Annotated in this window: 17 protein-coding genes; 7 read left to right on the forward strand and 10 right to left on the reverse strand. The window is 61.9% G+C overall.

Going from position 1 to position 20,674, the window contains the following annotated elements; genetic code table 11:
* Positions 1–72 precede the first annotated feature (72 nt).
* The 6 genes from glgC to AC1D08_RS05405 form a co-directional block, all read right to left on the reverse strand.
* Positions 73–1,338, reverse strand: coding sequence for a glucose-1-phosphate adenylyltransferase (gene glgC / locus AC1D08_RS05380; protein WP_477226152.1), 1,266 nt, complete (start codon positions 1,336–1,338; stop codon positions 73–75).
* 50 nt (positions 1,339–1,388) lie between these two features.
* Positions 1,389–3,602, reverse strand: coding sequence for a 1,4-alpha-glucan branching protein GlgB (gene glgB, locus AC1D08_RS05385; protein ID WP_477226151.1), 2,214 nt, complete (start codon positions 3,600–3,602; stop codon positions 1,389–1,391).
* A gap of 182 nt (positions 3,603–3,784) precedes the next feature.
* Complete coding sequence (locus AC1D08_RS05390; RefSeq protein ID WP_457151329.1) at positions 3,785–6,253, reverse strand: glycogen/starch/alpha-glucan phosphorylase; 2,469 nt, start codon at positions 6,251–6,253, stop codon at positions 3,785–3,787.
* Positions 6,254–6,385: 132 nt separating this feature from the next.
* Positions 6,386–7,189 (reverse strand): ATP-binding cassette domain-containing protein, encoded by an 804-nt coding sequence (locus AC1D08_RS05395; protein WP_457151330.1) that lies wholly within the window; start codon positions 7,187–7,189, stop codon positions 6,386–6,388.
* Positions 7,165–8,283 (reverse strand): ABC transporter permease, encoded by a 1,119-nt coding sequence (locus tag AC1D08_RS05400; protein WP_457151331.1) that lies wholly within the window; start codon positions 8,281–8,283, stop codon positions 7,165–7,167. The genes AC1D08_RS05395 and AC1D08_RS05400 overlap by 25 nt, the downstream gene beginning before the upstream one ends.
* Positions 8,284–8,380: 97 nt before the next feature.
* Positions 8,381–9,397, reverse strand: a complete 1,017-nt coding sequence (locus tag AC1D08_RS05405; RefSeq protein ID WP_457151332.1) for a substrate-binding domain-containing protein — start codon at positions 9,395–9,397, stop codon at positions 8,381–8,383.
* A gap of 210 nt (positions 9,398–9,607) precedes the next feature.
* On the opposite strand from AC1D08_RS05405, the gene AC1D08_RS05410 reads away from it, so the two are divergent.
* The 4 genes from AC1D08_RS05410 to AC1D08_RS05425 all read left to right on the forward strand — a co-directional run bounded on the left by AC1D08_RS05410 (position 9,608) and on the right by AC1D08_RS05425 (position 13,600).
* A complete protein-coding gene (locus AC1D08_RS05410) occupies positions 9,608–10,834 on the forward strand; it encodes an ROK family transcriptional regulator (protein ID WP_457151333.1) in 1,227 nt (408 codons plus the stop codon).
* The gene (locus tag AC1D08_RS05415; protein ID WP_095089731.1) at positions 10,834–11,280 is read left to right on the forward strand and encodes an RbsD/FucU family protein; all 447 of its coding nucleotides are present in this window, start codon (positions 10,834–10,836) and stop codon (positions 11,278–11,280) included. Before AC1D08_RS05410 ends, AC1D08_RS05415 begins: the two co-directional genes overlap by 1 nt.
* Positions 11,277–12,200, forward strand: coding sequence for a carbohydrate kinase family protein (locus tag AC1D08_RS05420; protein ID WP_457151334.1), 924 nt, complete (start codon positions 11,277–11,279; stop codon positions 12,198–12,200). The genes AC1D08_RS05415 and AC1D08_RS05420 overlap by 4 nt, the downstream gene beginning before the upstream one ends.
* 257 nt (positions 12,201–12,457) lie before the next feature.
* Entirely contained in the window at positions 12,458–13,600 is a 1,143-nt protein-coding gene (locus tag AC1D08_RS05425; protein WP_457151335.1) for a DegT/DnrJ/EryC1/StrS family aminotransferase, read from the forward strand.
* A gap of 14 nt (positions 13,601–13,614) precedes the next feature.
* Here AC1D08_RS05425 and cysQ read toward each other — a convergent pair whose 3' ends face one another.
* From cysQ to cysD, 3 genes are read right to left on the reverse strand one after another with little or no spacing between them, the layout of a single operon-like run.
* A complete protein-coding gene (gene cysQ / locus AC1D08_RS05430; protein WP_457151342.1) occupies positions 13,615–14,427 on the reverse strand; it encodes a 3'(2'),5'-bisphosphate nucleotidase CysQ in 813 nt (270 codons plus the stop codon).
* Positions 14,428–14,437: 10 nt separating this feature from the next.
* Entirely contained in the window at positions 14,438–16,375 is a 1,938-nt protein-coding gene (gene cysN / locus AC1D08_RS05435; protein ID WP_457151336.1) for a sulfate adenylyltransferase subunit CysN, read from the reverse strand.
* Between the two features lie 2 nt (positions 16,376–16,377).
* Positions 16,378–17,283, reverse strand: a complete 906-nt coding sequence (cysD, locus tag AC1D08_RS05440) for a sulfate adenylyltransferase subunit CysD (RefSeq protein WP_095089719.1) — start codon at positions 17,281–17,283, stop codon at positions 16,378–16,380.
* Positions 17,284–17,421: 138 nt separating this feature from the next.
* Between cysD and AC1D08_RS05445 the strand changes: the two genes are divergently transcribed.
* The 3 genes from AC1D08_RS05445 (at position 17,422) to AC1D08_RS05455 (ending at position 20,034) form a co-directional block, all read left to right on the forward strand.
* Complete coding sequence (locus AC1D08_RS05445; RefSeq protein WP_457151337.1) at positions 17,422–17,565, forward strand: hypothetical protein; 144 nt, start codon at positions 17,422–17,424, stop codon at positions 17,563–17,565.
* A 199-nt stretch (positions 17,566–17,764) separates the two neighbouring features.
* Positions 17,765–19,090 carry an O-antigen ligase family protein gene (locus AC1D08_RS05450; RefSeq protein WP_457151338.1) on the forward strand — a complete coding sequence of 442 codons (1,326 nt, stop codon included), beginning with the start codon at positions 17,765–17,767 and terminating at the stop codon, positions 19,088–19,090.
* On the forward strand, positions 19,087–20,034 hold the full coding sequence (locus AC1D08_RS05455) for an NAD-dependent epimerase/dehydratase family protein (RefSeq protein ID WP_457151339.1): 948 nt from the start codon (positions 19,087–19,089) through the stop codon (positions 20,032–20,034). The genes AC1D08_RS05450 and AC1D08_RS05455 overlap by 4 nt, the downstream gene beginning before the upstream one ends.
* Before the next feature lie 49 nt (positions 20,035–20,083).
* Here AC1D08_RS05455 and AC1D08_RS05460 read toward each other — a convergent pair whose 3' ends face one another.
* Positions 20,084–20,623 (reverse strand): sugar transferase, encoded by a 540-nt coding sequence (locus AC1D08_RS05460; RefSeq protein WP_457151340.1) that lies wholly within the window; start codon positions 20,621–20,623, stop codon positions 20,084–20,086.
* Positions 20,624–20,674 lie beyond the last annotated feature (51 nt).

Here is a 20,674-nt window from a genome sequence, read left to right on the forward strand (position 1 = left end):
GTCTGTCCTAGAGCCCTTTGTCTTGACCCAATTCCGGACGGAAAACCGTTTCACACTTTTCCTGGAATTGCTCTAAAGCGCCAGCTTGTCGATCATGTCCTGGGTGACCAGGCAGATGCCCTTTTCAGAAACACGGAAGCGCTTGGCGTCGAGGACGGGGTCTTCGCCAACCACCAGCCCTTCCGGTATCCTAACACCATGGTCGATGACGACGCGCTTCAACTTTGCGTTCCGGCCGACATGAACGTCGGGCAGCATGACCACTTCTTCGAGCGTCGAATAGGAATTGATGCGCGCACCGGTGAAGATCAGGCTTCTCTTCAGCGAGGCACCCGAGACGATGCAATCGCCCGAGACCAGCGAGGAAACGGCGGAGCCGCGGCGGCCATCCTCGTCATGCACGAACTTTGCCGGCGGCTTCAATTCGGCATAGGTCCAGATCGGCCAGTCGCGATCGTAGAGGTCGAGTTCCGGCGTGACGTCGGTCAAATCGATGTTGGCTTCCCAATAGGCGTCGACCGTTCCGACATCGCGCCAGTAGGCCTCGTTCTCGGCGGTCGAACGGACGCAGGACTTGGCGAAGCGGTGGGCGATCGCCTTACCGTGCTGGACGATATAGGGAATGATGTCCTTGCCGAAGTCGCGGCTCGAGCCCGGCTCGGCCGCATCACGGCGCAGTTGCTCCATCAGGAACTTGGTCTTGAAGACGTAGATGCCCATCGAGGCCAGCGCGAACTCCGGCCTGTCGGGAATGCCGGGCGGATCGGCGGGCTTTTCGACGAAGGCAATGATGTTGTCCTTGGCGTCGACATGCATGACGCCGAAGCCGACGGCTTCCATGCGCGGCACTTCGAGGCAGCCAACGGTGACGTCGGCATTGGCGTCGACGTGCTGGCGAAGCATCATCTCGTAGTCCATCTTGTAGATGTGGTCGCCGGCGAGGATGACCATGTATTCGGGCCCGTAAGCCTCGATGATGTCGATGTTCTGGTAAACCGCGTCGGCCGTGCCCTCATACCACTGCGTTTCCGAAACACGCTGGCTGGCCGGCAGGATGTCGAAACTCTCGTTTCGCTCGGGTCGCAGGAAGTTCCAGCCGCGCTGCAGATGACGGATCAGCGAATGCGCCTTGTACTGGGTGGCGACGCCCAGGCGGCGAATGCCGGAATTGAGCGCGTTGGAGAGCGCGAAGTCGATGATGCGCGTCTTGCCGCCGAAATAGACGGCCGGCTTGGCGCGTCGGTCGGTCAGTTCCTTGAGGCGGCTGCCGCGGCCGCCGGCCAGTACATAGGCCATGGCATCGCGCGCCAGCGGCTGGGTCCGTTTCAAGTCTGCCATTTCTAGCCTCCCAAGTTACTCAGTCTCGACATGTTACCCGGTTTCGGGGGTCAGTCCGCAACGAGTTCGAGCATGATCGTCGACAGCGGCGGCAGAAGCATCGTTGCCGAGATGCCGCCTCCCTCCGCCAGCGCCTCGACCATGCCGCCATTGCCCTTGCCGGAACCGCCATATTCCGCGGCGTCGGTGTTGATGATTTCGCGCCAGTTTCCGGCCGTCGGCAACGGCACGCGATAATTGTCGCGCGGCACCGGCGTGAAATTGGAGATGACCGCCACCGGGCTGCCGCCCGGTGCACTGCGCAGCCAGGCAAAAACCGAATTCTGGCTGTCGTCGACGATCAGCCAGGAAAACCCTTCCGGTTCGCAATCGCGGCCATGCAGCGCCGGGCGCGAACGGTAGAGATAGTTGAGATCGCGCACCGTTTGCCAGACGCCGCGATGCGGGCGGAACTCAAGCAGGTTCCAGTCGAGCGCGCGTGCCTCGCTCCATTCGCGGCGCTGCGCGAACTCCTGCCCCATGAACAGCAGCTTCTTGCCGGGATACCCCCACATGAAGGCGTAGTAGGCGCGCAGCGTCGCGAATTTCTGCCAGTCGTCGCCGGCCATCTTGCCAAGCAGCGTACCTTTGCCGTGCACGACCTCGTCATGCGAGAGCGGCAGCACGAAATTCTCCGAGAAGGCGTAGGTCAGGCCGAAGGTGAGATCGTTGTGGTGGTGCTTGCGGAATATCGGCTCCTTGGAGAAATACTCCAGCGTGTCGTGCATGAAGCCCATGTTCCACTTGAAGCCGAAGCCCAGCCCGCCTTCATGCACCGGTGCCGAGACCTTCGGCCACGAGGTCGACTCCTCGGCGATGGTGATCACGCCCGGATGGTGGCCGTAGACCTCCTTGTTCATCTTCTGCAGGAAGCTGACCGCCTCGAGGTTCTCGCGGCCGCCCTTCTCGTTGGGGATCCATTCGCCCTGCTTGCGCGAATAGTCGAGGTAGAGCATCGAGGCGACCGCATCGACGCGAAGCCCGTCGACATGATATTTCTCGGCCCAGAACAACGCGTTGTTGACCAGGAACGACACCACCTCGCGGCGGCCGAAATTGTAGATCGCGGTGTTCCAGTCGGGATGAAAGCCCTTGCGCGGATCGGCGTGCTCATAGAGCGCGGTGCCGTCGAAATGAACGAGGCCGTGCTCGTCGACCGGAAAATGCGCCGGCACCCAGTCGAGGATGACGCCGACGCCGGCGCGGTGAGCGCCATCGACGAAGCGGGCAAAGCCGTCGGGATCGCCGAAGCGGGCCGACGGCGCATAAAGTCCGGTTGTCTGATAACCCCACGACGGATCATAGGGGTGTTCGGAGATCGGCATGAACTCGATGTGGGTGAAGCCGGTCTCGACTGCATAGGGGATCAGCCGGTCGGCCAGTTCGTCCCATGACAGGAACGTGCCGTCGTCGCGAAGTTGCCAGGAACCGGCATGGACCTCGTAGATCGAGATGGCTTCGCGCCGATGATCGGCATTGCGCCAGAAACTGCGATGGGCCTCGTCGCCCCACGGATGGGCCGGCGGCACCGCGGTCACCGAGGCGGTCGCCGGCCGCAATTCGGACTTGAAGGCGAACGGGTCGGCCTTCAGCGGCAGCCTGACGCCATCGGGCCCGATGATCTCGTATTTGTAGGGCCGGCCGGCGCCGATATCGGGAATGAACACTTCCCAGATGCCGGTGTCGCGTCGGTCGCGCATCGAATGCCGGCGGCCGTCCCATTCGTTGAAATCGCCGACCACCGAGACGCGCCGCGCGTTGGGAGCCCAGACGGCGAAATGCACGCCCGTGGCACCCTCATGCTCGATGACATGCGCGCCGATTTTGTCGAACAGCCTCAGATGCGAGCCCTCGGCGATGTAGTAATCGTCCATCGGCCCGAGCACCGGACCGAACGAATAGGGATCCGTCAGCCACCAGTCGCCGCCGGCGTTCCTGGCATGATAGCGCAGCGGCTGACGCTTGCGGATCAACAGCTTGCCTTCGAAAAACCCACCGTCGTCGCGCCTCGACAGTTCACCGGCGATGTTGCCGGTCAGCGTATAGGCGGTGACGAACTCCGCGTGCGGGACAAAGCAGCGGGCAAACAGGCTCTTGCCGACCTCATGAACGCCAAGGATAGCGAAGGGATCGCCATGCGTGCCGGCAACAATCGCCGCGACATCGCTGGCTGCCGCCAGTCCGTCCGGCCCGCTTGTCGCAGCGGTCGCGCGCGGCTTCTTCATCAGGCAGTGTCCCTCCCCGGGCACGACTCTTTGTTCTTGTGCATGTCATTACCCCAAAACCGCTAGGCACTTTTGGGCGACATGCACCAATGTTTGTTTCGTGCCTGTCATTGTCCCAAAACGGCTATGCACTTTGGGCGACATGCAACGAGACCGATTGTTCGCGGCCTCATGCAATCACATCAGACAGGCACGTTCCAGATTTCTTTCGCATATTGGCGGATCGTGCGATCGGAGGAGAACCAGCCGACACGCGCAACGTTGCGGATTGCCTTGGCGTACCAGTCGGGACTGTTGCGCCAGACGGCATCGACTTCGCGCTGCATCGCGGTGTAGGCGTCGAAATCGGCGGCGACCATGAACCAATCGCTCTGATAGAGACCGTTGATCAAGTCGCGGTAACGCTCCGGATCGTCCGGCGAGAAGACGCCCGACGATACGGCGGCGACTGCCTGTGCCAGTTCGGGCGATGCTTCGATCACAGCGCGTGGGTTGTAGCCATTGTTGCGCCGCTCGGCGACCTCGGCAGTGGTCAGGCCGAAGATGAAGATGTTGTCGTCGCCGACGCACTCCTTGATCTCGACATTGGCGCCGTCGAGCGTGCCGATGGTCAGCGCGCCGTTCAGCGCGAACTTCATGTTGCCGGTGCCCGACGCTTCCATGCCGGCGGTCGATATCTGCTCGGATAGGTCGGCAGCCGGCATCATGATCTCGGCCAGGCTGACATTGTAGTTCGGCACGAACACCACCTTCAGCAAACCGCGCACGGCCGGGTCGCGGTTGATGACCTTGGCGACGTCGTTGGCGAGTTTGATGATCAGCTTGGCGTTGTGATAGCTGGGCGCCGCCTTGCCGCCGAAGAACTTTACGCGCGGCATCCAGTCACGCTCGGGGTGCGAGCGGATCTGGTCGTAGAGCGCGATCGCTTCGAGGATGTTCAGGAGCTGGCGCTTGTATTCATGGATGCGCTTGACCTGGATATCGAACAGCGCCGAGGGATCGACCTTGATGCCGAGCCGGTCGGCCACGAGATTGCCCAGCCGCACTTTGTTGGCGCGCTTGACGGCGGCGAACTTGTCGCGAAAGGCGGGATCGTCGGCGAAGGCATCGAGATCCTTGATGGCGTCGATGTCATCGAGAAAACGGTCGCCGATCGCCTCGCGGGAAAGCGACGTCAGCCCGGGATTGCACTGAATCAACCAGCGCCGCGGCGTGATGCCGTTGGTCTTGTTGTTGATGCGATCGGGATAGAGCTTGTGCAGGTCGGCGAACACTGTCTCCTTCATCAGGTCGGTGTGGAGAGCCGAAACGCCGTTGATCGAATGCGAGCCGACAAAGGCCAGGTTGCCCATGCGCACCCGGCGGTCGCCATTTTCCTGGATCAGCGAGATGCGGCTGATCTGCTCGTCCGAGAACTGGTCGGAGGCACGCGCCTCCAGAAGCACTTCGGCATTGATCGCATAGACGATCTGCATGTGGCGCGGCAAAAGCCGCTCGAACAGCGGCACCGGCCAGCTTTCCAGCGCTTCGGGAAGCAGCGTGTGGTTGGTGTAGCCGAAGGTGCGCTTGGTGATGCTCCAGGCCTGGTCGAAGTCCATACCGTGGACGTCCATCAGCAGACGCATCAGCTCCGGCACCGCGATGGCCGGATGGGTGTCATTGAGATGGATCGCCGCCTTGTCGGGCAGCGACTTCAGATCACCATACTGGCTGAGATGGCGCTGGACGATGTCCTGCAGCGAGGCGGTGGAGAAGAAGTACTCTTGCCTGAGCCGCAGCTCCTGCCCGGCCTTGTGCGAATCCGCGGGATAGAGCACGCGTGACAGGGCATCAGCCTTGTTGCTTTCGGCAAGCGCGCCGATGTGGTCGCCGGCATTGAACTTGTCGAGCAGGATCGGATCGACCGGCATGCCCGACCACAGCCGCAGCGTGTTGACGCGGTTGGCCCGCCAGCCGACGACGGGCGTGTCATAGGCGACAGCCAGGACATGCTCGGTCGGCTTCCAGACATGGCGCTCGAGCCGGCCGTCCTTCGAAGTGATCGATTCCACTGAACCGCCGAACCCGACCTCGAAGGAGCGTTCGCGCCGTTCGAACTCCCAGGGGTTGCCGTGATCGAGCCAGGTCTCGGGCAGTTCGACCTGCCAGCCGTCGTGAATCTCCTGGCGGAACATGCCATTGGCGTAGCGGATACCGTAGCCATGCGCGGGAATATCGACGGTCGCCATGCTTTCCATGAAGCAGGCCGCGAGCCGGCCGAGGCCGCCATTGCCAAGTGCCGCATCCGGCTCGAGTGCGGCGATGAGGTCGAGATCGACGCCAAGCGAGGACAAGGCTTCGCGCATATTGTCCATCAGGCCGAGATTGGAGAAGGAGTCGCGCATCAGACGGCCAATGAGGAACTCCAGCGACAGATAGTAGACGCGCTTTTCCTTCTGGTCGTACGCCTCTTTCGTCGCCTGCATCCAGTGATCGACAACACGGTCGCGCACGACCTTGATCGAGGCGGTGAGCCAGTCGTACTGGGTCGCGACGGTGGTATCCTTGCCGACCCTGTATTTGAGGGCCATCAAGACTTCCCTTGCGAGCGTCTGGGGGTCAGGATTTTTGAGCAGTGGCGGGAGGGGTTCGGATGTCATCGCGCTCGTCATGCTGCCTCTCGTGCGGTTGCCATGATCATACCGGCTTTCATAGTTCCTCCCAGCCTATGCTAGCCGATACCGCCGCATATTCAATCGATTTAGGTAAGCTTGCTCCAGCTTACCCTGCGGCAATTTGACAATTCAGGCCGCCAGCGCCGCCTCCGGTGGGGCCTTGGCGCCCGTCATGAAGGCGACGGCATCGGACATGGTATATTGCTTGGGATCGATGACGGCGAGGCGACGGCCGAGGCGATGTATGTGGATGCGGTCGGCCACTTCGAAGACATGCGGCATGTTGTGCGAGATCAGCACGATCGGCAGCCCGCGCCTCTTGACGTCAAGCATCAACTCAAGCACACGGCGGCTTTCCTTGACGCCGAGGGCGGCGGTCGGCTCGTCCATGATGACGACGCGGCTGCCAAAAGCGGCGGCGCGCGCCACCGCTACGCCCTGGCGCTGACCGCCGGAGAGCGTTTCGACGGGCTGGTTGATGTTCTGGATGGTCATCAGCCCCAGTTCGGAGAGCTTTTCACGGGCGATCCTCTGCATCGCCGAGCGGTCGAGCCTTCGCAGCCACTGTCCGACAAAGCCCGGTTTGCGGATCTCGCGGCCGAGGAACATATTGTCGGCGATCGATAACGCTGGGGACAGCGCAAGGTTCTGGTAGACGGTCTCGATGCCGGCCACACGCGCCTCGATCGGTGAGCGGAAATGCACCGGCTGGCCATTGAGTTCGATCGTGCCTGAGTCCGGAATGACCGCCCCACATAGCGCCTTGACCAGCGTCGACTTGCCGGCGCCGTTGTCGCCGATGACAGCGAGGATTTCGCCTGGCAACAGGTCGAAATCGGCATTGTCGAGGGCGACAACCCTGCCGTAGCGCTTATTGAGGCCTCTAGCTTGGAGAACCGGAGTAACGTTCATGCCGAAATTCTCCTGATCCATTGGTCGATGGTGACAGCAACGATGATCAGCACGCCCACGGCGAAGTCCTGCCACAGCAACTCAAGCCCCGAAAGCGCAAGGCCGTTGCGGAAGACGCCGACGATCAAGGCGCCGATCAGCGTTCCGACGATCGAGCCGCGGCCGCCAAACAGGGAGGTGCCGCCGATCACGACAGCGGTGATGGAGTCGAGGTTTGCGGTCTGGCCAGCCTGCGGGCTTACGCCACCGATGCGCCCGATCAGCACCCAGGCGGCGATCGCGCAGATGAAACCGGCGAGCCCGTACACGGCGATCAGGGTCCGTTTGGTGTTGATACCGGCCAGTCTGGCTGCATCCGGATCATCACCAGTGGCGTAGATGTGTCGACCCAACGCCGTTCTGTTCAGCACGTACCAAATAACGAACGCCAGGATCAACATGACCAGCGAACCATAGGTCAGCACCCAGCCTTTCAAAAAGGTCCAGTCGAGCCCGAGCGTTTTTGAGAAGAAATCATAAGGTTTGAAGATCGTACCCGTCCACTGCAGGAATGGCGCCGCCGCCTCCATGTCCTGCTGGCGAATGGTTTCGCTCTGGGAATACCAAACGTTCAGCGCGCCAAAAATGCTCCAGGTGCCAAGCGTGACAATAAAGGGCGGCAAGCGCAGCATCGTCACGATCAGGCCGTTGACGACGCCGCATGCCAGACCGCAGAGCAACCCGAGCGGAAATGCGATCAATACCGGAACGCCGTAGACGACCGCGGTCCGCCCCATCACCACCGAGCACAGGATCATGATAGCGCCGACGGACAGGTCGATTCCGGCCGTAAGGATTATCAGCGTCTGCGCCACACCGAGCACAGCGATGATCGTCACCTGCTGCAGCACCAACGAAAAGTTGAACGGAGCAAAAAACTTGTCCGGCGCTGCAATCGAAAAGATGACCACACCCAACAGCAGAACGAAAAAGGGAATGGACGTGGGAAATTGATGAAGGAAGGCCTGGAGGCGGCGGATCGCGCCGGCATCCGACTCATCAAAACTGGCCAGGGCTTCGGTGGCACCCCTCAGCCCGCGTTCGGCGGTGACCGAACCCGCGGTATCGTCGCTCATCAGGCAATCCTCCCCAACGCCTCGCTGTCAGGGGGCGCCACGTGCGCCCCCTTTGAGTTCTGGACAATAGTCTTCATGGAACGATGTTGAAAGGCGCTCAGCCCCAGCAGAGCTTCAGGCCTTCCTCGACCGAGATCGACGTCACGCCCTCAACCGGCTTGGCTGTAATGAGTTGCGCACCGGTGTCGAGGAAGCCCATCTTCGGGTCGATATCCGGAATCTTGCCCGAGACGATCGCCTCTAGAGCCATCGCCGCCATCTTCAGCGGATACTGCTGGCTGGTCGCGCCGATTACGCCTGCCTGAACGTTCTTCACGCCAGGGCAACCACCGTCGATCGAAACGATCATCACGCTGCCGTCATCCTTGCCTACTGCCTTGAGCGCTTCCCACGCACCGGCCGCGGCGGGCTCGTTGATTGTGTAGACCACGTTTACATCCGGGCACTTCTGCAGCGCGTTCTCCATCGCCGTGCGGCCCTTCTCCTGGTCGCCTTGGCTGATTTCGTGATCGCAGATACGCTTGTCGTCTTCGTCGCCGTATTTGTTGGGATCCTTCACGTCGATCCCGAAGCCCTGCATGAAGCCCTGATCGCGCAGAAAATCGACGGTCGGCTGGTTGGTCGCGAGATCGAGAAATACGATCTTGGCGTCCGCTGCCTTGTCGCCCAGGGTCTTGGCAGCCCACTGACCGATCAGCATGCCGGCCTTGCGGTTATCGGTCGCAAAGGTCGCGTCCGCAGCGTCCATCGGATCGAGCGGCGTATCGAGCACAATCACCTTGAGGCCTGCGTCGCGCGCCTTCTTGATGGTCGGCACAATCGCCTTCGAGTCGCTCGGCACGATGGCAAAACCCTTGGCGCCGGCCGAGATCAGGTTCTCGATCGCCGCCACCTGGCCGTCATTGTCGCCGTCGAACTTGCCGGCGGCGGCGATCAGGGTAACGCCAAGTTCCTTAGCCTTGGCCTGAGCGCCCTCACGCATTTTCACAAAGAACGGATTGGTTTCGGTCTTGGTAATCAGGCCGACGGTATCGGCCGCATACGAGGCGCCTGCCATAGCGCCGTAAAAGGCAAGGCCGGCAACAGCCGCCTTCATGATATTCCATTTACCCATGACTTCCTCCCAGTGATGCATTTTCGGGTGCCGGCCAACCGGCCTCCATGGCATCCACGACATTCTCCCAGCATGGACGCCTTATCGCAACAGACACCAGTCGACGATTGCTGTCAATAATTAAATCACTCTTATTTATTATTGACAGCCTTGCGCCATTCACCCATTCTGACCCAAAAGCAGTGAGGGGAAACGACGGGAGGAACAAAGGTGGAGACCGGCATTGCGAGGCACGGTTCGCCTGAGGTAGCCGAGAGCCGTCTGCACCGTGGCACCAACCAGAGCGGCATGCGGGACCACAACGAGCGGTTGGTGCTCTCGCTGGTGCGCCAGCACGGCAGCCTGGCTAAGTCCGACATCGCCCGCATGACCGGGCTTTCGGCGCAGACGGTTTCGGTCATCATGCGCGAACTGGAGGAAGAAGGCCTTCTGCTGCGGCAGGCGCCGTTGCGCGGCAAGATCGGTCAACCCTCGATCCCGATGGCGCTCAATCCCGACGGCGCCTATTTCATTGGCCTGAAGATCGGCCGCCGCAGCGCCGAACTCGTGCTGATCGACTTCCTTGGCCATGTCCGTTCGATGCTGCAGCATTCCTACCGCTACCCTGCCCCGCATGAGACAGTGGACTTCGTCAGCAACGGCATGCGGCAGATGCGCGGCGAGCTGACGCCCGCGCAGGACAAACGCATCGCCGGGCTGGGCATCGCCATGCCGTTCGAATTGTGGAACTGGGCCGATACTGCCGGCGCCCCGCGCGACGTCATGGACGAATGGCGTCACCGCGACATCAGGGCGGACATCCAAGCGCAGTGCGATTTTCCGGTTTACCTGCAGAACGATGCGACTTCGGCTTGCGGCGCTGAACTCGTCTTCGGCCAGACCGGTGCTGCTCGCGACTTCGTTTATTTTTACATCGGCGCCTTTGCCGGTGGCGGCATCGTGCTGAATGGCCGGCTTTTCGGCGGGCCAACCGGCAATGCCGGAGCACTCGGCTCGATGCCCGTGCCGGGGCCGGATGGCAAGCCGACCCAGCTGATCGATGTGGCGTCCATCGCCATGCTCGAAAAGGCTCTCAATGCGCGCGGCGTCGAGGCTTCGCATCTGTGGACATCGCCGGAAGACTGGGGCGAGATCGGCCCCGAACTCGATGACTGGATTGCCAGCGCCTCGCGGGCGCTCGCCTATGCCATCGTTGCAGCATCCTCGGTCATCGATTTCGAGGCAGCGGTGATCGACGGATGGATGCCGACGGCAGTGCGCCGCCGGCTGGTCGACGCCATCATCGCGGCCATCGCCACGATCGACGGAGAAGGCCTGAAGCTTCCTGCCGTCCGCGAGGGAACCGTCGGCATCCACGCCCGGGCGCTCGGCGGCGCCAGCCTGCCGCTCTCCGAACGCTTCCTGATCGGTTCGACGACGATTTCCAGGAGTGCCTGATGCTGATCGGAATCCCGGCGCTGCTTGGTCCGGAGCTTCTGGCGACATTGCGCGCCATGGGCCATGGCGACGAGATCGCGATTGTCGACGGAAACTATCCGGCAGAAGAGCAGGCCAACCGGCTCATCCGAGCCGACGGTCATCATCTCCTGCCGGTGCTCGACGCGATCTTGAGCGTGCTGCCGGTCGACGATGCCGTGCCAGAGGCGCTGTTCCGCGCCTCGGTCAAGGGAGATCCCTCGCTTGCCGATCCCGTGCATCACGAGATCGAGGCGCTGTGCGCAAAACGCGCGCCCGGTCGCAAGGTGGTTGCGCTGGCCGGCGCCGACTTCTATGCACGGGTCAAATCGGCGCATGCCATCGTCGCGACAAGCGAGCCTCGGCTCTACGCCAACATCATCATCCGCAAGGGCGTGATCTATCCGCCGGAGACCAGGAAGCCATGATCCTCTGCTGCGGCGAAGCCCTCATCGATATGCTGCCGCGCACGACGACCAACGGCGAGCCGGCCTTTGCCCCCTATGTCGGCGGCGCCGTGTTCAACACGGCCATCGCGCTCGGGCGGCTGGGCGCGCCGGCCGGGTTCTTTTCCGGCCTGTCGTCGGATCTGTTCGGCGGTCAGTTCAGGGATGCGCTTGGGGCGAGCAAGGTCAGTTCCACCTATGCGCACACGTCACCACGGCCAACGACACTTGCTTTCGTCAAGCTGGACAACGGCCAGGCGACCTACACATTCTATGATGAAAACACCGCCGGCCGCATGCTGACCGTCGACGACCTGCCGCAGCTTGGCAACGAGATCGAGGCCATGCTGTTTGGCGCCATCAGCCTGATCTCCGAGCCAGCCGGCACTGCCTATGAGGAGTTCATGAAGCGCGAGCATGACAGCCGCGTCATGATGCTCGACCCCAACATCAGGCCGAACTTCATCCCTGACAAGGCCAAGCACCTCAGGCGCATCCGCGCCATGATGGCGATGGCCGATATCGTGAAACTGTCGGATGAAGACCTGAACTGGTTCGGCGAAGCTGGCTCGCACGAGGATGTCATCCGCAACTGGCTCGACCGCGGCCCGAAGCTGATCGTCGTCACGCATGGCAGCGAAGGCGCAATCGGGTACACCAAGGAACACGCCGTCACGGTGATGACGGAGAAGGTCAAGGTGGTCGACACGGTCGGCGCCGGCGACACGTTCAATGCCGGCATCCTCGCTTCGCTGCAGGAACAAGGCCTGCTGACAAAGACGGCAATCGCCGGCCTTTCGCAGGACGCCATCGGCAAGGCACTGGCGCTTGGCAACAAGGCGGCGGCAGTGACCGTCTCGCGGGCCGGCGCCAATCCGCCCTGGCGGCATGAGATCGCCTGACCAGGTCTCGAAGGGCTCAAGAGAGATCGGGCTTCCCGATCACTTTATGTTTCGCAGGGCCGATCTCAGGGATTATCAAGGTAGGATCGGGCCCGACGAAGGCCGGATTTCCGGCATCTCGCGAAGGACACGCCGGAAAATACAGGTAACAGACTGCGACACTTGCGCAATTCGCGGTTTTGCTGCTGCGGCTTTCTCGCCCGGCACAACTCTGATACCAGCGGCCGGTTATCTGGCTAACCCGTTTTGAGGCCGACATGCAGTTCATCGATCTTGGCGCGCAGCGCGAACGAATCCGCGACCGGCTGAAGGCCGCGATCGACCGTGTCGTCGAAGAAGGCCGCTATATACTCGGCCCGCAAGTCACCGAATTCGAGAACAAGCTCGCCGCCTATGTCGGCACCAAGCATGTCGTGGCCTGCGCCAACGGCACCGATGCGCTGCTGTTGCCGCTGTTTGCGGCCGGCGTCGGCCCGGGTGACGCGGTGTTCGTGCCAAGCTTCACTTTCGCCGCCACCGCAGAGGTGGTGGCGTTGGCCAAGGCGGAGCCGGTGTTCGTCGATGTCGACCCGCATAGCTACAACATCGACATTGCCAGCCTCGAGGCCGCCATCGCCATGATCAAGAAGGAAGGCCGGCTGAAGCCGAAGGCGATCATTCCCGTCGATCTGTTCGGCCTTGCCGCTGATTACGATGCCATCATGGCGATCGCCAACCGCGAAGGGCTGATGGTCATCGAGGATGCCGCACAGTCGATGGGCGGCTCAAGCGACGGCAAGATGTGCGGCTCGTTCGGCGCGGTCGGCTCGACCAGCTTCTACCCGGCAAAGCCGCTCGGCTGCTATGGCGACGGCGGCGCGATGTTCACCAATGACGATGCGCTGGCCGAGCAGCTCAGGTCGTTCGCCTTCCACGGCAAGGGCGAGACGCAGTACGACAATGTCCGCGTCGGCATCAATTCGCGGCTCGACACCCTACAGGCGGCGATCCTGATCGAGAAGCTGGCCATCCTCGAAGACGAGATGGTGGCCCGCCAGGTGGTGGCCAACCGCTACGCCGAAGGGCTTGGCGATATCGTCACCGCGGCCCGCAATCTGAACGGCAGCCGGTCGGCCTGGGCACAGTATGCGATCGAGACGCCCAAGCGCGACGGGCTGAAGGCGCATCTCGGCGAAAAGGGCATTCCGTCGGTCATCTATTATGTGAAGCCGCTGCATACCCAAGTCGCTTATCGCGACTACCCGCGCACGCCGACCGGCCTTGCCGTGTCGGAGGACCTGCCGAAGCGGATCCTGTGCCTGCCGATGCACCCCTATCTCAGCCAAGCCGACCAGGACCGGATCATCGAGACGATCCGCAACTATATCGGCTCGAATTCGGCGCAGGCCGCAGCCGAGTAAGCTGCCGGCCCGCCTCAGCTGCGGCTGGCCTCGCCTGCCCTGCCGCCGGCGCCAACCTTGCCACTGGCAATGAAATGCGGATTGGCGAAATCCTCGTCATCTCTCTGCTTGCGCTTGCCGTAGACCAGGGGCTGGCCGTCAAGCGTGCGCGTCATGCCGCCGGCCGCGCGCAGCACGGCATCGCCCGCCGCCGTGTCCCATTCCATGGTGCGGCCGAAGCGCGGATAGACATCCGCTTCGGCGCTGGCAAGAAGGCAGAATTTCAAGGACGAGCCGACCGAGACGATCTCGGCAGCACCGAGGTCGCGAATATAGGCCTCGGTTTCCGGTGTGTTGTGGGAGCGGCTGGCGACGACGGCCAATGGTTCCACGGCCGTCCGCACCGAGATCGGCCGGCGGCCTGTGATCCGGTAGTCGTTGTCGACCTCGATGGCTTCCGCCCTGCCGGGCCGGCCCGAAAAAAAACGGCCGCTGCATGGAGCGAAGACGACACCGACTTCCGGTACGCCATGGCGGACCAGCGCGATATTGACGGTGAAATCGGTACGGCGGTTGACGAATTCCTTAGTGCCGTCGAGCGGATCGATGAGAAAGAAAGCGCCATGCAGGTCCGGCGGCACGATGCCGGCGGATGCTTCCTCCTCGGCTACGCAGGGGATGTCGGGAAACGCGGCGCGCAGCCCGGCGAGAATGATCTTCTCGCTCTCACGGTCCGCCTCGGTCACCGGCGAGGCGTCGGACTTGCGGTCGACCGCGCAGCCGGCATGGAAGACACGCATGACCTCGCGGCCGGCGGCCAGGGCCAGCCGCTCGAAGATTTCGAGCATCAGCATGTCGTCAGATGCCGCCGCCGTTGTCGTATTGGTCTTCGGCAATGTCGCGCTCGTTCAGCCAGTGTTCCAGGGCGTCTACCATCTGTTCGGCCGATTTGCCGAGCGTCTGCAGATGGATTTCCGGTTTTTCCGGCGCTTCGTAGGGTGAATCCACGCCAGTGAAGTTCTTGATCTCGCCATTCAGCGCGCGGGCATAGAGGCCCTTCGGGTCGCGCCTGGCGCATTCCTCGAAGGGCGTGTCAACAAACACCTCGATGAATTCGCCGTCGGCCATCAATTCGCGCGCCATGCGCCGCTCGGCGCTGAACGGCGAAATGAACGAGACAATGACAATCAATCCGGCATCGGCCATCAAACGCGCCACTTCGGCGACGCGGCGGATGTTCTCGACGCGATCGGCGTCGGTGAAACCAAGATCGCGGTTGAGGCCATGACGGACGTTGTCGCCGTCCAGGATATAGGTATGGCGGCCGGTGGCGAACAGCTTCTTCTCGAACAGGTTGGCGATGGTCGACTTGCCGGAGCCCGACAGTCCGGTGAACCAGAACACGGCGGGCCGCTGGTTCTTCATGTCGGCGCGGACGCGCTTGCCGACATCGAGCGATTGCCAATGGATGTTCTCGGCCCGGCGCAGCGAATGCAGGATCATGCCGGCGCCGACCGTGGCGTTGCTGATGCGGTCGATCAGGATGAAGGCGCCGGTGGTGCGGTTCTCGGCGAAGGTATCGAAGGCGATCGGCGTCCGCGTCGAGATGTTGCAAATGCCGACCTCGTTCATGTCAAGCGACTTGGCCGCCTCATGGGCGAAGTCGTTGACGTTGATCCGGTACTTCAGGTCGGTGACGGTGGCGCTGGTCTGATCGGTCTCGGTGCGCAGGATGTAGGAACGGCCGGGCAGCAACGCATGCTCGTCGAACCAGACGATGTTGGCGGCGAACTGGTCGGCGACCTGCGGCCGTGCGGCCGGCGAAACCAGCATGTTGCCGCGCGAGATCTCGACCTCGTCGTCAAGGACGAGCGTTATGGCCTGGCCGGCGGCCGCCTGGGCCAGGTCGCCGCCATAGGAGACGATCCGCTTGACGCGCGAGGATTTGCCGGACTTGGCGACGACGACCTCGTCACCGGGTGCAACCGAACCGGACGCGATCGTGCCGGCAAAGCCGCGAAAGTCGAGATTGGGGCGGTTGACATACTGGACCGGGAAACGGAACGGCAGTTCGACCACTGCTTCCTCGACCGAGACGGTTTCGAGATGCTCGATCAGCGTCGGACCGGAATACCATGCCATGCTGTCCGAGCGGCTGGTGACGTTGTCGCCGTAGCGGGCTGACATCGGGATCGGCACGATGGTCTGGAACCCGAGATCGCGCGAGAATTGCCCGTAGGCCTCGGTGATGCGTTCGAAGACCGCCTGGTCGAACCCGACGAGATCGATCTTGTTGACGGCCAGCACGATGTGCCGGATGCCGAGCAGCGAGGCGATGATCGAGTGACGTCTCGTCTGCGGCAATACCCCTTGCCGGGCATCGATCAGCACGATCGCCAGGTCGGCGGTCGAGGCGCCGGTCGCCATGTTGCGCGTGTATTGTTCGTGGCCGGGCGTGTCGGCAACGATGAACTTGCGCTTCGGCGTGGCGAAGAAGCGGTAGGCGACGTCGATGGTAATGCCTTGCTCGCGCTCGGCTTCGAGACCATCGACCAGGAGCGCGAAATCGATGTCGTCGCCGGTCGTGCCGTGTTTGCGCGAATCGCGTTCGAGCGCGGCGAGCTGGTCCTCGAAAATCTGCTTGGTGTCCGAAAGCAGGCGCCCGATCAGCGTCGACTTGCCGTCATCGACCGAACCGCAGGTCAGGAAACGCAGCAGCGACTTCTTCTCCTGCGCCGCCAGGTAGTCGCGGACGCCGTCGGTGGGTGCGAGGCTCTTTGCCATGATGTGGCGCATGGTCAGAAATACCCCTCGCGCTTCTTCTTTTCCATAGAGCCAGCTTCATCGCGGTCTATCAGGCGACCCTGCCGTTCGGAGGTGCGCGCGGTCAGCATTTCGCCGACGATAGCTTCCAGCGTGTCGGCATCCGATTCGATGGCGCCGGTCAGCGGATAGCAGCCGAGCGTGCGGAACCGCACAAGCCGGTTCTCCACCGTCTCGCCGGGACGCAGTTTCATGCGCTCGTCGTCCCGCAGGATCAGCATGCCGTCGCGCTCGACCACCGGCCGCTGCTTGGCGAAATAGAGCGGCACGATCGGGATGTTTTCCTGCAGAATATACTGCCAGATGTCGAGCTCGGTCCAATTCGACAGCGGGAAGACGCGGATCGATTCGCCCGATGCGATGCGGGTGTTGAATATCTTCCACATCTCGGGCCGCTGGTTCTTCGGGTCCCACACGTGCTGCGCGTTGCGGAAGGAGAATATGCGCTCCTTGGCGCGCGATTTCTCCTCGTCGCGACGGGCGCCGCCAAAGGCCGCGTCGAAACCGTATTTGTCGAGCGCCTGTCGCAACGCCACGGTCTTCATCACATGGGTGTGGGTGTTCGAACCGTGATCGAACGGATTGATGTTATCGCGCACGCCGTCTTCATTGACATGAACCAGCAGATCGAAACCGAGTTTCTGCGCCATCTGATCGCGAAAAGCGATCATCTCGCGGAACTTCCATGTCGTGTCGACGTGGAGGAAAGGGAATGGCGGCTTGGCGGGATAAAACGCCTTCATCGCCAGATGCATCAGCACCGAAGAGTCCTTGCCAACGGAATAGAGCATGACCGGCTTGGCGAAGGCAGCCGCAACCTCGCGGAAGATATGGATGGACTCGGCTTCAAGCCGTTGAAGATGCGTAAGCGCAATGGTCATGGACTGTAAGCGTTCTTTCGTGCCTTCCGACAGAAGACCTTGCCTCAAATCATCGGGCTTTTTGCGCCCGGTTCAAGCCTTGCTTCTGGACAATCTCTCTCGTGCCGGCGTTCTAGCAGATCGCCGTTGGAGAGAACAATGCTGGACTGGCCCCGCGGCGTACGGTTCGGGAATGAATTTTCCATGGGCGCGGCAAAACCCGGAAATTTCTGCTCACAGGGCAAGCCGCTAGGAAAAGCGGGGGAAAATATTGCCTGGCTGAACATGCAAATTGCAACGTGAATGCCTCAGCCAGGCCACCGTCGGTGGCCATCGATTTCTGGCGGCAATCCCACCTTGCCGCACTATCGAAAAAAGGGCCAAGCCGCTATACCGGCTGCTGAAGACGAGCACGACGCATGATGGAACACGTGCTATTTCGAGGCGATATCCGTTGCCGCCGACGACACCTATCGCTCCCAGAGAATTGTGACCTAGAGCATTGAACCGGTTTTCATCGATAAGACAGCAATTCACTGCCTCGCGGGTGAATGTCTACTTCTCCATCCTTTGCTTCTTTTTTCCACCGGTTCTGGGATCGTTGGTCAGTTTTGTGTTCAATGGCGGAGCCCTCGCCTCCCTCGCGCTGATTGCCGCCGGGAAAAGGCGCTTCAACATCGACCGGCCCGTGATCTGGCTGACGGTCGCGATCTATGCCTATTGCGCGGCAAATCTCATGGCTTCCATCGTCAACAACGCGTTGGTCAGAGATGCGCCACACCTGATCCCGCTCGTTACCTTCCTGTTTTTCCCAATCTCCTATTCGACCTGGAGCATCACGCAGAAAGCCACGCTTGCCCGTACCATCGTGCTCAGCAGCATGGCCGCCTGTTTTGTCGCGCTGCTGATGGCCGTCATCCAGCAATATTGGATTGGGGTCAGGGCCGAGGGCGGGGCCGGCAATCCGATCGTCTTCGCAACCGTCGTCTGCCTTGCCGTGGTGGTCTGCGTGGCCGGTGCCTTGTCAGGCATAGAGCGAGCCCGGAACCCCCTCTTCTACGCCGCACTGGCCGGGACGATCGCCATCATCTATTCCGGTTCGCGTATTGTCTGGCTGGCGCTGCTGATTGCCGGCATCGCTGTTCTTTTGATCAACCATCAGAGGCTCAGAGGCAGGAATGCCGTTCGCGTGCTGCTGCTGCTGACGGCAGTCGGTGTCGTCATCGCGGCTTTCGGCTCCCAGGCGATATCCGGGCGCGTCGACTTTCTGCGCTCGGATTTGGATGCGCTTGGGACCCACGACAACTACGACACCTCGTTGGGGATACGTGTTGCCCTTTGGGACATCGGCCTCAAGGCATTCCATGACATGCCGGTGTTCGGACATGGTGTGGGCGCGAGCCAGCTTTTGATCAAGCAGGGCTTTCATGACCAGTTCGCAATGGACACAGGCTTCAACCATTTCCACAACGGCTTCCTGACCGCCCTGGTGCAAGCAGGAATTCTGGGCGCCGTGACACTGGCGGCGATCTTTGTCATTGCTGCTGGAAATGCCGTCCGGGTCTTGCGAAACAGCGGCGATCCGGTCGAGCGGTTCGGCGCGACCATGATTGTCATCGTCGTGATCACCTATCTCACAGCCGGGATGACGGGGATCCTGATCGGCCATGACATTTTGGACTCGGTGCTGATGGTCTTCCTGGTGTGCGGGACATATCTTGCCTCTGGACGTCAGGCTCCATTGGCGGAAGGACAGGCACTTCCAACAGTGACGGAAGAGCAGGCGCTTCCAGCCGCCACCCAAGAGCTGTCACGAGCAGGGCAATGAGAGTCTTGGTGACAGGTGCAACGGGTTTCATCGGACGTCTTGTCGTGCACCACCTTCGCGACGCCGGTGGCGAGCTTCGCCTCGCCTCCCGTCACCCGGAGAGGCTGGGTTCTGGAAGCGAAGCTGTGGCTATGCCCGGTTTCGATGCGCCTGCCGCGGCCTTCCTGGCGCTGACCAGGGATGTGACCCATGTCGTCCATTGCGCCGGCCTCAACAATGATCAGGGCGACGCCACCGAAGCCGATTATCGGGCGGCCAATGTGGAATTGAGCGCGCGGCTGGCGCAGGCAGCGGCCGCGCAGGCCAGCGGACGTTTCATCCACCTCTCCTCGATCCGGGCCGTGATCGGCGCACGCGTCAGCGCGACGATCGACGAGAACACGCTTCCTGCCCCGCAATGCGACTATGGGCGCTCGAAGCGCGAAGCCGAAATCAAGGTTCTCAACGCCTATGCGTCGCACGGCCGTTCCGATGCCGCCGTTTTGCGCCTGCCTCCGGTCTATGGAAGCGGCATGAAGGGAAACCTGTCGACGCTGATGCGAATGGCTGACACGGCGCTGCCGCTGCCGACAGGCGCCTTGACGGGAATCCGCTCGCTGATGTCCTCCGAAGCCGCGGCGCGAGCGGTGTCACACCTGCTGAGCCATTCGGAACCGCTTCACCCGATCTATGTCGGCGCCGATGTGCCACCGGTCACACTCGCTGCCATCATTGCCGCCTTTCGCAGGGGTTTCGGACGGCCGACGCGCCTGATCACGGTGCCGGCCGGCATGATGCAGCCGGCCGCATCCGTGCTAGGCAAGCGGGCGTTTTGGGACAGCATGACCGCGACGCAGATATGCGATCCTTCGCTGCTGATATCGCAGGGCTGGGCACCGGAAACCGGTACGCTGGAGCGGCTGGCCGACCTGGCGCGGCTCCGTGAACGTCGACCTCTCGCTTGACCATGACCTCTTCCCAAAACCGGCTTCGGTTTTTGGGATCATGGCCTGCTCAGCTTCGATAGAGCGTCCCAAACAGGATCCGAAGGTCGAGCCAGAACGATGCCGTGCTGAGATAGGCGGCATCGGTTTTGGCCAAAAGCTCGGGGTTCGACATGTCGATGCCCCTGATCTGGGCCAGACCCGTTATGCCCGGAAGTGCCACCAAGACCCCTAGTCGCCTTCGACACTCGATCAATTCCGTTTGCGTCGGCAGACAGGGACGCGGCCCAACCAGGCTCATCTCGCCCTTCAGAACGTTCCAGAACTGGGGTAGTTCGTCGAGTTTGAACTTCCGCAAGACCTTGCCAACCGAGGTGACGGAGTTCGTAGGCGCCTCGTGCGTGGGCAATGACGGCGTTCCAACATACATCGTGCGCAATTTGTGACAGCGAAAAAGCAGGCCGTCGCGACCGACCCGCGTCTGCGAAAAAATGGCCGGACCGGGTGATGATGCGCGAACAGCAAGGAAGGCGAGCACCAGAACAGGCGATGTGACCACCAGCAGCAGAGCCGCGCCGGCAAGATCGAAGATTTGCTTGGTTGCCTTCATGAACGGCCGATAGCGCTCCCTGCCAAAGCCCCGAGACAACGCCGCAGACGA

The organism is Mesorhizobium sp. P2_E6 (genome assembly GCF_056403835.1).